The sequence below is a fragment of the Streptomyces alanosinicus genome (genome assembly GCF_014650595.1).
GTDB classification, from domain to species: Bacteria; Actinomycetota; Actinomycetes; order Streptomycetales; family Streptomycetaceae; genus Streptomyces; species Streptomyces alanosinicus.
This window is the reverse complement of sequence record NZ_BMVG01000001.1, coordinates 1,151,455-1,164,688: the sequence shown is the minus strand read 5'-3', so window position 1 is coordinate 1,164,688 and position 13,234 is coordinate 1,151,455. Positions and strand designations below refer to the sequence as shown.

The window sequence follows — 13,234 nt, the reverse complement described above, 5'->3', positions numbered from 1 at the left end:
CACGATGGGCTCACTACGCCTCACTCTCTGTACGGCGGTCCTCGCCGTCACCGCGTTCGCCCCGGCCGCCCACGCGGCCGACCCCGACTCCGGCTCCGTCCTGGTGACCCCCGCCTCCCCCGCACCCGGCACCGATGTGGCCCTGCGGGTCAAGGGCTGCTCCGGGCCGCGGGGCACCGCCGTCTCCGGCGCGTTCGTCAGCGACGCCCTGCTCACCGGAAGCCAGGGCAGCCTGTCCGGCGAGACCCGCGTCCGCACCTCCCTCAAGCCAGGCGCCTACGCCGTCAGGATCACCTGCGCCGACTACGTGATCAGCGGGCGGATCACGGTGGCCGGCGACGGGTCGGGGGCGGCGGGAGAGACGGGCGGGACGGGCGGCGACCGGGGGTCCGGACAGGGCGACCGGGGCTCCGGCCGCGAGCCCGGCGACGCCGCCACGCCCATCGCCCCCGTCCACGCGGGCGGCGGCGGTACCGCGCACTTCGCCACCGTCGCGACCACCGAGTCCGGGCCGGACACCGTCCAGGAGGTGTCCGGCCTGACCCTCGCCGGGATCGCGGCGGCCGTCGTCGGGCTCCGCGCCCGCCGCCGCCGTAAAAGGCGCTGACGGCGGCCCATGTCCGAGGACCGTGAGCCCGCCGCCGGCAGCGGCACCGGCCGGCTGGTCACCGGCCTGGTCTGGGCGGTGCTGCTGCTCGGACTGTGGCTGTGGGGGCGTGCCCTCACCGGCGTACCGCACGGCACGGACGGCTCCGCCAGGGGCGATCTGTTCGCCGGCGGCCCCGCCGTGCTGCCCCGCGCCGCCGCGCCGCTCGGGGACGCCCTGCCGCAGCGCGTCGACATCCCCCGGCTCGGGGTGCAGGCGCCGGTGGTGAGCCGTGGCCTGGACACCCAGGGCGCCGTGGACCCGCCGCCCTTCGACCAGCCGGGCGTCGTCGGCTGGTACGGCGCCGGCACCCGGCCCGGAGCCGCGGGAGCGGCACTGCTGGTGGGCCACGTCGACACCGCGACCCGGCCCGCGGTCTTCTACAAACTCAGCACGCTCGAACCCGGCAACACGGTCCGGGTGGTCCGCTCGGACGGCAGGGTCGCCGCGTTCACCGTCGACGACGTCCGTGTCCTGCCCCGCGCCCGCTTCGATGCCCACCAGGCCTACGGCCCCCATCAGACGGGCCGCGCCGAACTCCGCCTCATCACCTGCGGCGGCGTCTTCGACCGCGTCAGCGGCAGTTACACGGCCAACGTGGTGGTGTCCGCGTACCTCACCGGAACCACCCGCTGACCCCCGTACGCCCCGTCACGCGACCTCGTGACGGACCGGTCGGATATGCCACGATTGGGACTCGTACCAGTTCGCCCAGGGGGGACCAGGGGGATACGCATGGACGACATCAGGGGGGCCCGTTCTTCCGCGCGGGCGTCGACGGCGGTGGTGCTCGGGGCGGCGCTGCTGCTCGCCGGATGCTCCTCCTCGGGGGGCGACAAGAACGGGGACCCGGGGGGCCGGATCACCCAACAGCCCAAGGCCGCCGACCCGTTCTGGGTCAACCCGGACGGCACCGCGGCCCGCCAGCTCACCGCCTACACCACGTCGGGCGACAGGACGAAGGCCGAGCAGATCCGGAAGATCGCCGAACAGCCGGTGGGGGAGTGGATCGGCCCGGACAACCCGCAGGACGAAGCCCGCGGCTTCACCGAGGCCGCCCGGAAATCCGGCCGCACGGCCCTGCTCGTCCTCTACGACATCCCGCACCGAGACTGCGGCCAGTACTCGCAGGGCGGCGCCGCCGACGGCGACACCTACCGCGCCTGGATCGACGGGGTGGCCCGGGGCATCGAGGACCGCTCCGCCATCGTGATCCTCGAACCCGACGCCGTACTCCACCTCGTCGACGGCTGCACCCCGGACCGGTTCCACGAGGAGCGCTACGACCTCCTCAAGGGCGCGATCGCCAAGCTCAAGTCGCTGAAGAACACGAAGGTCTACCTGGACGCGGGCAACGCCGGCTGGGGCCACCCCGACCAGATCTTCCCGTCCCTCCAGCAGGCCGGCGTCGACCAGGCCGACGGCTTCGCCGTCAACGTCTCCAACTTCTACTCCACCCAGGACTCCATCGCCTACGGCAAACAGCTCTCGTCGAAGGTGGGCGGCAAACACTTCGTCATCGACACCAGCCGCAACGGCAACGGCCCCTACACCTCGGGCGACCCGGCCCAACGCTGGTGCAACCCCCCGGGCCGCGCCCTGGGCGAAGCCCCGACCACGAGGACGGCGGACCCCCTGGTGGACGCCTACCTGTGGGTCAAGCGCCCGGGGGAGTCCGACGGAACGTGCAAGGGAGGCCCGAAGGCGGGCCAATGGTGGGCGAGTTATGCACTCGCCCTCGCCGAGGGCAGCAAGTGACTCAGGGAACCCTCACCCACTGCGCCTCACTCGGCGTCCCCTGGTCGTCGTCCACGAACAGCATGTACCACCCCGACTGCACCAGATTCCGGCTCTTCGGCACCGTCACGGTGACCCTGTTCCCGGACGCCTTGAAGTCCAGCGCGACGGACCGCTGATCCACGTCCGTGACATGTGTCGACGCACTCGGCCGGATCAACCGCGCCTTCCTGATACCGGCCGCGTGCTCCGACGTGAACGTTCCCGACGCGCCGCGGGCGATCGTCTGCGGGCCACCGCCCAGCGTCGGCCGGGAGCCCCGGTACAGATACGGCGGGGTGTAGATCTCGATCCGCTGCTCGAACTTGCCCGGCTTGGTGTTCGCCTTGTCCCCGTACAGCGAGTCGGACCCGAAGAACATCACCCGCCCGTCCGGCAGCAGGATCGACCCGGAGTGGTAGTTGCGTCCCACCAGCGGATCGGCGACCTGGGTGAAGCTGTTGCTGTCCGGGTGGTACAGCCGCGCCTGCAGGATGTCGGAGTCACCGCGCCCCCGGTAGTCCTCTGAGCCCCCGCTCACCAGCACCGTGTCGTCGGGCAGGATCGACGTCTGCGGATACCGGGTGCCCTTCTCCAGTTCCGGACCGTCCACGAACCTGGGATCCGGGTCCTTCAGGTCGATCAGCCGTGTCTTCCTGCTCGACAGCTTGGACTCACCGACGCCCCCACCGCCGACCACCATGAACTTCTCGTTCTGCGCCGGAGGCAGCAGCACGGTCCCGGAGGTCTCCATCCGGTCCGGATCGCCGAGGCCGGGCAGCCTGGTGAACCGGTTGGTGCCGACGTCCCAGACACCGGGCTCCCGGCCCACGTTGTCCGGCCCGTACCCCGCGTTCGAACCCGAGTAGAAGATCTTCCCGTTCTGCATCAGGAACAGCGCCGGGTACGTCGGGAACTGCCGGGTCGTCCTCGTGTACGTCCACTTCTTCGTCTGCGGATCGAAGACCTCGTTCTTGCCCGGCACCAGCTGACCGATGTCGTCGAGACCGGAGACACTGAGGATCCTGCCGTCGGACAGGGTCGTCAGCGTCGGGTACCAGCGGGCCTCGTTCATCGGGTCGACCTTGATGTACCGCTCGGCGACCGGATCGAACTCGTAGGAGTCCCTGATCCCTTCGAAGTCCTTCTTGTCGAGGGCGAGCTTCTGCGCGATGCCGTAGGTGTTGCGGGCGTCGGGGCCGGTCAGTCCCTGGATGCGGTAGTTGTCCTGGGTGCCGGTCTCGTACCGGGTGCCCTCCGCCTGCGCCTCGACGTAGACCCGGCCGTAACCGGGGTTGTTCCGCAGCCACTTGCCGGCCCTGTCGAAGACCTTCGTGGCGCGCGGGACAAGGACCGGGTCCTGGGAGGCGAACGTCCTGTGGTTCTGCCGGCCGGTGAACCTGGTGCCCGCGGGCAGGGTGATCGGCTTGTCCGGGTTCTCGTTGTACAGGATCATGACGCCGCCGGCCTTCTTGACGTCGCCCTTGAGCTTCTCGTACCGCTTGGTGCCGCCCGCGATCAGCAGATTGCCGTTGGCCAGCTGAGTGTGGCCGGTGCAGAACAGGTCGTTGGGCGTGGGGATCTTCTTGACCGTGCCCTTGACCGGGTCCCAGATCCGGGTGTCGAACTCCTTCCGGTCGAAGTTGTCCTGGTTGTTGCCCGAGCCCGCGACCAGCAGCACCTCGCCGGTGTGCAGGAGCGCCGCGTGGATGGTGTCCTGGCGGTACTGCGGCGGGAACTCGATGATGTCCCAGTGGCCGTTCTCGGCCTTGTACTCGGGTCTGTTGATCTTGTACTGGTGGTACTGCGCGGTGCCGAAGCGGTACACCCACGGCCCGTTCATCCCGGCCAGCGCGAGTACCACCGCCGTACCGATCGCGAGCCTGCGGGCACGACGGCGGCCTGCCCCGTCCCTCATTCCTTACGTCCCCCCAGTCCGCCGAGAGCGATCTGCATGGCCTGCTCGCTCTGCTCGCTCCGGTCCGCGCTCCGCTCCCCGTACCCGGTGTTCGCCCAGGTGGGCCGCGCCTGCGGGACATGCGGTGCGCGGGCCGCGTACGGCACGGGCGCGTCCCGGGGCGGGGGCACCGGCACGGGTGAACCGGCCGGGTGCCGGGACGCGCGCCGCTCCTGCCGCAGGGTGTACCGCCAGACGAAGATCGGCGAGGCGGTGATCAGCAGGGCGAAGGACGCCCATGTGATCATCGCGGGCTGGGAGTGCCCGAGCGCGAAGCCGGCGGCGAGCGAGCCGGCGAAGACCAGGATGAAGAACCAGTGGATCCGGAACGTCCCGAACAAGGTGTCGGGGCTGGCCGATTCGCCCTTGGGCGTCACCACGAACCTGCTCTTGCGGCGCAGTACGGCGTCCATCAGGGAGCGCGCGTAGACCGGCGCGGACAGCGCGGACATCACCATGCCCGCGACCCCGCCCGACCCCTCCGGCTCGTGCGGGGAGACATTGTGCCGCCGGTTCCAGATGTAGAGGCCGATCTGGAGCGCCGAGGCGTTGCCGTACAGCATCAGCCACACGGTCGGGTCGATGTTCACACCCGAGGCGCCCAGGCCCAGGAACAGCGCGCAGCTCAGCGCCGCGAGGATCCAGTTGAGGGCGGACATCGGATAGAAGATGATCATCATGGTGTAGTTGAAGAGCTTGCCCGGCCCCAGCGTGAACAGGCCCTTCCAGTACTGCTTGAGGATCGTCTCGTAGGTGCCCCGGGACCAGCGCAGCTGCTGGGTGAAGAAGTCGGTCCAGGCGTTCGGGCCCTCGCCGACGGCCAGCACGTCCGGCGTGTAGACGGACTTCCACTTCTTCCCCGTCGCCGGGTTCTTGGCGCGGTGCATCTCGAAGCCCGTCGCCATGTCCTCGGTGATCGAGTCGTACAGGCCGCCGATCTGCTGCAACGCCCTGATCCGTACGGCGTTGGAGGTGCCGACGAACATCGGGGCGCCGTAGCGGTTGCCGGCGCGCTGGATCAGGGCGTGGAAGAGGAACTGCTGGGACTCGGCGGCTTTGGTGACGAACGTGTCGTAGTTGCCGTACACCTGCGGGCCGATGACGAAGCCGACGTCCGGGTCGCGGAAGTAGCCGAGCATCCGCTCCAGATAGTTGGGCAGCGGGACGTGGTCGGTGTCGACGGAGGCGAAGAAGTCGTAGGACCCGCCGTGCGCCTCCAGCCAGGCGTTGTAGTTGCCGTGCTTGGTCCTCGCGCGGTGCGGGCCCTTGGCCTGGTTCCACCTGGCGACGCCCTTGCGGGTGAAGTGGTGCACGCCGAGCCGGGCGCAGACCTCCTTGACGGCCGGGTCGTCGCCCTCGTCCAGCAGCCATACGTGCAGCAGCCCCCGGTGGCGCAGTTTCACCGCCGCCTGAAGGGTCTTCGTCACCATGTCCAGCGGCTCCTTGCCGGGCACGAAGGAGGTGAGGAAGGCGACGCGGGTGCCGGCCTCGGGCACGACCGGGACCGGGTCGCGGGCGACGAGCGTGGCGTGCGCGTTGGACAGCACGTTCATGCAGCGGAAGAACTCGATCAGACCGATCGAGACGAGCATGACGGTGTCGAGGGCCGGCAGGAAGTCGTAGGCGGGATAGTCGCGCTGGGTCCAGTGCTCGGGCTGGAGCAGCCAGAACAGCAGCACCAGGGAGAGCACGGGGGCCGCGCCCAGCATCAGCGCGGCGCGCAGGCGGTGCGGCTCCTGGGAGAGCAGCGAGCGGTACTGCACCGTGTAGGGCCGGGTCGGGTCGGGCTGGGTGAGGGGGCCCGCGAGCCGGCTGTAGTGCTCGTAGTCGTATCTCGGCAGGCTCTTCCTCATCCGGCGGAACTGGCCCGTACGGTGGTTGACCACCCTGAGCTGTGTGGTCTGTGACGGATCGTCGTGAGCGTGGCCCGGTCCCGCGCCCGTCGGCGTCGACGCCATGAGTCATTCCCCCCACACGCAGGTCACCGCGTGTTCGGTCGGTCCTTTGCCGCACGCGGCCGACTCCCCTTAAGCCCGCCCGCGCGGTTCAGTGGCAGTGCGCAGTCCTCACGTCTTCCCCACGTCGCAGACACAGGACGGCGACCTTCCGGTTGCATGATGCCCCCCTCGGCACCGATTCATGAGCGGGTCCCCCTCCCCGCCTGCCGGCAACCGGGTGCTTCCCCCCAACTCCCGCCAAACGGCGGCAGCTTGGACATCCAGGGTTCTACGATGATCTGCATGATCGCAAGATGCGAAACGCGGTGTTTACCGCTCAAACCCGTTCATTGTGGCGCGGGTGGGGCGCGGGAGGCCGGCGTGCGCCGGTGGTCTCGGAGGGTCGGGGCGCACCGGTGGTGGCGAGGCGGACACGGATGTTGCAGAAGTGGTCTCTTATGGCCTCCTCCGCCCGTATCGCATCACCGGAGCGGACCGCGTCCAGGATCTCCCGGTGCTGGCGGCAGGTGACCCTGGGGTCCTGCGGCACGTCCACCAGATCCCGCTGCACCCGGTGGAAGGCGTCCCAGAACGCCTCCAGCACCTCGCTCAGCAGCACGTTGTCCAGCCCCCGGTAGAGGGTGGCGTGAAAGGCCCGGTCCGTCTCGGCGAGAGGGGCCCCTTCGGCGGCCTCCCGTTCCATACGGTCCACGAGGGCGTCCAGTTCGAGAAGGTCCGTCTGCGGCAGCCGCCCGGCCAGCCGCGAGACCAGCCCTCGCTCCACGGCCTCGCGCAGCTCCAGCAACTGCAGCAGCGAGTCCTCGCCCCGGTAGTGGCCGGCGACGGTGCGGAAGACCAGCCCCTCGATCATCGGCGCGAACGACATCGAGCCGACGTACGTCCCGAACCCGTGCCGGATCTCCACGATCCCCATCGCCTGGAGCGCCTTCAGAGCCTCGCGCACCGAGTTCCGGCTCGCGCCGAGGTACTCCATCAGCTCCGGCTCGGTCGGCAGCGGCGCCCCCGAGGGCAGCCGTCGGTCCACGATCAGCTTCTTGATCCGCTCCTGAAGGTTCCGGGCTGCCATGGCCAGAGGGTATCCGGCCAATCGGGGGTACGGACCGGTTCCGGCCTCCCGGCGCCGGTCACTGCGGCTGGGGGGGTGTGGGTGGCGGAGCCCCCACTTCGCGCGGCGCGGCCGCGCAAAAACAGAGATGGCGAGCCAGGTCCGCGCGTTTTGCGGACATAGCTCGCCATCGTCATCGTGCGCCGCCAGGGACTCGAACCCCGGACCCGCTGATTAAGAGTCAGCTGCTCTAACCAACTGAGCTAGCGGCGCCTGCTGACGGAGATAACTCTACCTGACCTTTCGGGGTGCCTTCGACCGCCTTCTGGGGGCCTCACGGTGACCGGATGGGCACCCGGAGGAGCCGTGTACATCATTCGGACCGTCAAAGTGGCGGTCCGGTGGACAGTTGGGAAACTGACCAACGTGCACACTCGCGGACATATCCCTTCCAAATGTGAGGCAGATCGCATGACGGCTCCGGTGTTCGAGGAATTCGACCCCGCGAGCGACTGCGACTGTCCCGGCTGCGTGCCGGGGCGGTGGGCCGGTCCCCGCCTGCCGTCCGGCCGCACCGGCTCTCACCCGGCCGCCACCTGCGGGATCGTGGCCGTGGCCGCCGCGTCCGCCGTCCTCGGCGCGGTCGCCCCGGCCGCCGCGGTCACCCCCGGCCGGCCCACCGAGGAGCGTCCCCCCGCCCCCGGCGGCGACGAGCCCGAGACCCCCCAGGGCGGCCGGGCCCCCCTGCACGGCCCGGCCGGCAAGCCCGCCACGCCCACCGTCCCGATCCCCGCGGCCACCCGGACGCAGATCATCAACCGGGCCAAGCTCTGGGTGACCGCACAGGTGCCGTACAGCATGAGCGCCTTCTGGTCCGACGGTTACCGGCAGGACTGCTCGGGCTTCGTCTCCATGGCCTGGGGTCTGCCCGGCAACGAGTGGACGGGCAGCCTCGGCCAGTACGGCGTGAAGATCACCAAGGAGGAGCTGCAGCCCGGGGACATCTTGCTGTACCACAACCTCGACAACCCCCAGCAGGGCTCCCACGTGGTGATCTTCGGCGGCTGGACGGACTACACGCACACCAACTACACGGTCTACGAGCAGACGCCCCCGCACGCCCGCAAGCAGGCCACGCCCTACCCCTACTGGAGCCACACCGACAAGTACGTCCCCTATCGCTACAAGGGTGTCACCGGCGACACGACGACCCCGACGCCGGGCACCGTGACTCCACCGGCCACCGTCCCCCCGCCGGCCACCGCCACGACACCGGGCACCATCACCATCCAGGGCACCGTCACGATCCCGGTCGCCGCCACATCACCCGTCGCCGGCTCGCCGGAGGCGCCCGGCTACCCCGGCCGGAGCCGGTTCCGCCCGGGCGAGGAGAACGCGGATGTCGCACAGCTGCGCCGCCGACTCGTGCGGAAAGGGTTCGGTGGGTTCTACGCGACCGGCCACGCACCTGGCTGGGGCGACGCGGACCGGCGCGCGGTCGGGGCCTTCCAGCGCGCCCAGGGCTGGCGCGGTGGCGCGGCGGACGGCTATCCGGGGCCGGAGACCTGGCGCCGGCTGTTCGCGGCGGCCGACCCCGGCGAGGTGATCGACCTCTGACCCCTCCCGTACACCCCACCACCTGTTCATGACGCATCTGGCGCGGAGGCTGGAGGCACGCATGAGTACGACCACGTCACACACACCGCCCGAGTCCGAGGGGCCGGCCGAGGGCGCCGTGGCACCGGGCGGCCGGCCGTCCCGGCTGATCCAGAACGAGGTGACCACCGAGATCCCCGTCCATCTGCTCTTCCGGGACGGCCCCGACCCCGTGGCGGTGCCGCTCAAGCCCGCCGTGGTGGCCCGCCGGCAGAGCACCGGCGAGCTGCCGCGGCTCAGATCCCAGGCGTCGGCCCGCCGCCGGCCGCTGCCGGAGCTCGACCCTGAGCTGGTGGAGCGGTCGGCGCGGGTGCTGCCAGGGGCGGCCGGGGTGCTGGCCGGGGCGTGCGGGATCGCCGGAGGCCTGGCGACCTCATGGTGGGCCGGGCTGTTTCCGGCCGGCGCGGTGGAGGCGCTGCGGCTGCCCGCGTCCGCGGGTGCGGGGCTCGGTCCGGCGCAGTGGGCGGCGTACGCCGGGGCCGGGGCGCTCGGCTGGTTCGGCTTCGGCGGGCTGGCCCGGGGGCGGACCGGGCGCGCCTGGGTGCTCGGCCTGTTCGGCCGCTACCGGGGGACGGTCCGGCGCACCGGGCTGCTCTGGGTGAACCCGCTGGTGCTGCGCCGGCGGGTGGATGTGCGGCTGCGGCACTGGCGCAGCGCGTCGATGGCCGCGGCGGATCCGGAGGGGATGGCGCTGCGGGTGGTGGTGCTGGTGGTGTGGCGGGTGCGGGACACCGCGCGGGCCGTGCTCGGTATCGAGGACCACGAGACGTATCTGGCCGAGTGTGTGGAGGCGGCGCTGGCCCGGGTGCCGGTGGAGCCGGCGTGCGGGAGCAGGGGCGGGGTGACGGCGGCCGGGGACGCGCTGACCCGCCTGGTGTCCGAGGAGACCGCGCCGGTCGGCCTTCAGGTGTTCTCGGTGCGGCCGGTCCGGGTGGAGTACGCCCCGGAGGTCGCGGCGGCGATGAACCGGCGCAGGATCGCCGCGCTGGACGCCCGGCAGCGGGCCAGCATGCTCAGCTCGGTAGTGGACTCGGTGGAGGACACGGTGACCCGGCTGACCGTGCGCGGCCTGGTCGAACTCGACGACTACGAACGCAAGGTGCTGGTGCGGGACCTGACGGTCGCCTTCTGCTCGGGGCGCGGGGAGCCGTCCTAGGCTGTACCACGGTTGGTGTGGACATGTTCAACCAACGGCAATAATCTGACACTTGGTCTAGACCTACCTGCACAGCTCACCGAACTCCCCACGTTCTCCAGGAGCGGCAGCATGCGCACCAAGACCACGTTGTCCGCGGTCGTGCTCGGGGTGGTGACCGCCGGAGCGTTCGCGCTCTCCACCGGCGGCGCCAGCGGGCACGGCTACACCGACCTCCCCATCAGCAGACAGAAGCTCTGCGCCAACGGCACCGTGACGGACTGCGGTGACATCCAGTACGAGCCGCAGAGCGTCGAGGGCCCCAAGGGCTTCCCGGCCGCGGGGCCAGCCGACGGCCAGATCTGCAACGGCGGACTGAGCCGGTTCGCCCAGCTCAGCTCGCCGGCCACACCCTCCGGCGGCGCCTGGCCCACCACCAGGGTGACGGGCGGCCAGACGTACACCTTCCGCTGGCAGTTCACCGCCATGCACGCCACGACCGACTTCAAGTACTACGTCACCAGACAGGGCTGGAACCAGAACCACGCCCTGTCCCGCTCGGACCTCGACCTCACCCCGTTCCTGACGGTCCCGTACAACGGCCAGCGCCCGCCTGCCACCCTCAGCCACAGCGGCACCCTGCCGTCCGGGCTGAGCGGGCACCACGTCATCGTCGCGGTGTGGACGATCGCCGACACCGGCAACGCGTTCTACGCCTGCTCGGACGTCACCTTCTGAGGTCCGTTCCGTCACGGCACGGAAACTGAGGTTCCCTTGAGGCCGGGCGCCCCCTGTGCCGGGTACGTTCCCGGCACGCCGATCACTCGGAGCGGCGTACCGACCTCGGGGGACCTCATGTTCGAGCTGTTCTTCTACGCCGTGCCCGGCCTCATGATCGCCATGGCGGTCTTCACCCTGGTCCGGATGGCCGGCCGGTCCCGCCAGGTGCGCAGCGCCTGGAACAGTGGGCTGACGGCCGAGGCGCGGTGTCTGCGGACCTACACCACCACCAGCGGCGGCGGCGGAGAGACCTCCGTGCACACGACCCTCCACCACGTCTACGAGTTCACCACCCGCGAGGGTCGTGCCGTCCGCTTCGAGGAGCGGAACGGGCCGGGGACGACCCTTGAGGGCGACATCGTCACCGTGCACTACACGGCCGAGCACCCCGAGCGGGCGACGGCACACGCCCCGGCGCGCGGAAAGCTCGCGGCCGAATCGGGCTGTGTGGTGGCGTTCCTGGGCGTGTTCATCGCGGGGTGTGTCGCCTTCATGGTCACCGCCCATCTGGCGTTCTCGGCGACGGACGGCTTCCTGCCGTAGTCTCCACATCTGACGTAGCGTCAACTATCGTGCGCCCTCATGGACTCCACGAGGCACACGGTCGCCGACCTGGTGGCGGCACGCTGGGGCGACCACCGGCCGGGGCTGTGGTGCGGGGAGCGGGTGCTGACGCAGCACGAAGCGGCCGCGGGCGCCGCCGCCCGGGCGGCACTCCTCGCCGACCTGCTGCCCCCGGGTGCCGTACCGCACATCGGCGTCCTCCTCGACAACACCGAGGAGTTCCCGCTGTGGCTCGGCGCCGCCACCCTCGCCGGCGCGGCCGTCGCCGGGATCAACCCCACCCTCCCCCACGCTCGGCTTCGCTCGCGCGGGGGGACCCCCAGGCCCCGAACTGGCCCGGGACATCGTGCACACCGAGTGCCCGCTCCTGGTCACCGAGCGGATCCTGCTGCCGCTGCCGGCGGGCCTGGAGCTGCCGGGGGTGCGGATCCTCGTGACCGACGACGAGGAGTACGGCGCCCTCCTCGCCCCGTACGCCGGCGCCGTACCCGACACGTCCCGCGCCGCCCCCGGCGACCGGCTGATGCTGTACTTCACCTCCGGATCGACCGGCGCCCCCAAGGCCGCGATCTGCTCCCAGGGGCGGCTGGCGGCGGCCGGGCAGGCGCTGGCCGGGCAGTTCGGGGTGCGCGCGGACGACGTGCACTACGTCTGCACGCCGATGTTCCACGGCAACGCGGTCATCGCCGACTGGGCGCCCGCGCTGGCCGCGGGAGCCGGAGTGGCCCTGCGCCGCCGCTTCTCGGCGTCCGGGTTCCTCACCGACGTACGCCGCTACCGGGCGACCTATTTCACCTATGTCGGCCGGGCGATCCAGTACATCCTCGCCACCGAGGAGAGGGCGGACGACCGTGACAACCCACTGCGGCTCGGCTTCGGCACGGAGGCCGGCGCGGTGGACGCGGCGGCCTTCGAGCGCCGGTTCGGGGTGCGCCTGGTCGAGGGGTACGGCTCCTCCGAGGGCGGTGCGGCGATCCAGTGGGCGCCGGGCACCCCGAAGGGCGCGGTGGGGCCGGCCGGGCCGGGGCTGGTGGTGCTCGATCCGGCCACCGGACGCGAGTGCCCGCCGGCCGTCCTCGACTCCGCCGGGCGCCTGCTCAACGGGGAAGAGGCGATAGGGGAGCTGGTGAACCGGGCGCCGAACCCCTTCGAGGGCTACTGGCGCAACCCGGCGGCGGAGGCCGAGCGGCGGCGGGCGGGTGTGTACTGGACGGGCGACCTCTTCTACCGGGACGCCCGGGGCTACCTCTATTTCGCCGGCCGTGCCGATGACCGCATCCGTGTCGACGGGGAGAACCTCGCCGCCGCGATGATCGAGAACATCGTCGCCCGGTACGAGGGCGCGGCGGCCGTCGCCGTCTACGGGGTGCCGGACCCGGTGACCGGGGACCAGGTGATGGCGACCCTCGCCGGCTCCTTCGACCCGGCGGGCTTCACCGCGTTCCTGGCGGCCCAGCCCGACCTGGGGACGAAGATGGCGCCCCGGTTCGTGCGGGTGGTGGAGCGGATGCCGGTGACGGCGACGAACAAGATCCACCGGGCGCTGTTGCGCCGCGAGGGCTATGCGTGCGCCGATCCGGTGTGGTGGCGGCCGCCGGGGGAGCCCGGCTACCGGAGGCTGACCTCGGGTGCCGCCGAGGGGGCGTGGGTGGCGGAGCCCCCACAACGCGCGGCGAAGCCGCGCAAGAACGACGATGGCGAAGCATGACCGCGCTTT

Annotated in this window: 10 protein-coding genes, 1 tRNA gene and 1 pseudogene; 8 read left to right on the top strand and 4 right to left on the bottom strand. The window is 71.2% G+C overall.

Annotated features, from left to right (window positions below; genetic code table 11):
• The first annotated feature begins 4 nt into the window (after nucleotides 1-4).
• The 3 genes from IE277_RS05295 (at nucleotide 5) to IE277_RS05285 (ending at nucleotide 2,404) form a co-directional block, all read left to right on the top strand.
• Nucleotides 5-607 (top strand): hypothetical protein, encoded by a 603-nt coding sequence (locus tag IE277_RS05295; protein WP_189948878.1) that lies wholly within the window; start codon nucleotides 5-7, stop codon nucleotides 605-607.
• A gap of 9 nt (nucleotides 608-616) precedes the next feature.
• Nucleotides 617-1,282, top strand: coding sequence for a class F sortase (locus tag IE277_RS05290; RefSeq protein WP_189948876.1), 666 nt, complete (start codon nucleotides 617-619; stop codon nucleotides 1,280-1,282).
• A 99-nt stretch (nucleotides 1,283-1,381) separates the two neighbouring features.
• A complete protein-coding gene (locus IE277_RS05285) occupies nucleotides 1,382-2,404 on the top strand; it encodes a glycoside hydrolase family 6 protein (protein WP_189948874.1) in 1,023 nt (340 codons plus the stop codon).
• A 1-nt stretch (nucleotide 2,405) separates the two neighbouring features.
• On the opposite strand, the gene glxA is transcribed toward IE277_RS05285, so the two are convergent.
• From glxA to IE277_RS05265, 4 genes are all read right to left on the bottom strand, one after another.
• The gene (gene glxA / locus IE277_RS05280; protein ID WP_189948873.1) at nucleotides 2,406-4,340 is read right to left on the bottom strand and encodes a radical copper oxidase GlxA; all 1,935 of its coding nucleotides are present in this window, start codon (nucleotides 4,338-4,340) and stop codon (nucleotides 2,406-2,408) included.
• Complete coding sequence (locus IE277_RS05275) at nucleotides 4,337-6,337, bottom strand: glycosyltransferase family 2 protein (RefSeq protein WP_189948871.1); 2,001 nt, start codon at nucleotides 6,335-6,337, stop codon at nucleotides 4,337-4,339. The genes glxA and IE277_RS05275 overlap by 4 nt, the downstream gene beginning before the upstream one ends.
• Before the next feature lie 316 nt (nucleotides 6,338-6,653).
• Nucleotides 6,654-7,403: a FadR/GntR family transcriptional regulator gene (locus IE277_RS05270; RefSeq protein WP_229880664.1), complete on the bottom strand. Its 750-nt coding sequence runs from the start codon at nucleotides 7,401-7,403 to the stop codon at nucleotides 6,654-6,656.
• Between the two features lie 178 nt (nucleotides 7,404-7,581).
• Nucleotides 7,582-7,655: transfer RNA gene (locus tag IE277_RS05265), tRNA-Lys, on the bottom strand.
• A 198-nt stretch (nucleotides 7,656-7,853) separates the two neighbouring features.
• Here IE277_RS05265 and IE277_RS05260 point away from each other — a divergent pair.
• From IE277_RS05260 to IE277_RS05240, 5 genes and pseudogenes are all read left to right on the top strand, one after another.
• Nucleotides 7,854-8,999, top strand: coding sequence for a peptidoglycan-binding protein (locus IE277_RS05260; RefSeq protein WP_189948869.1), 1,146 nt, complete (start codon nucleotides 7,854-7,856; stop codon nucleotides 8,997-8,999).
• Between the two features lie 61 nt (nucleotides 9,000-9,060).
• Nucleotides 9,061-10,194 carry an SPFH domain-containing protein gene (locus tag IE277_RS05255; protein ID WP_189948867.1) on the top strand — a complete coding sequence of 378 codons (1,134 nt, stop codon included), beginning with the start codon at nucleotides 9,061-9,063 and terminating at the stop codon, nucleotides 10,192-10,194.
• Between the two features lie 111 nt (nucleotides 10,195-10,305).
• Nucleotides 10,306-10,911 carry a lytic polysaccharide monooxygenase auxiliary activity family 9 protein gene (locus tag IE277_RS05250; RefSeq protein WP_189948865.1) on the top strand — a complete coding sequence of 202 codons (606 nt, stop codon included), beginning with the start codon at nucleotides 10,306-10,308 and terminating at the stop codon, nucleotides 10,909-10,911.
• Nucleotides 10,912-11,028: 117 nt separating this feature from the next.
• Nucleotides 11,029-11,496, top strand: a complete 468-nt coding sequence (locus IE277_RS05245) for a DUF3592 domain-containing protein (RefSeq protein WP_189948864.1) — start codon at nucleotides 11,029-11,031, stop codon at nucleotides 11,494-11,496.
• A 39-nt stretch (nucleotides 11,497-11,535) separates the two neighbouring features.
• Nucleotides 11,536-13,225, top strand: a pseudogene (locus IE277_RS05240) (AMP-binding protein).
• Nucleotides 13,226-13,234: the final 9 nt, after the last annotated feature.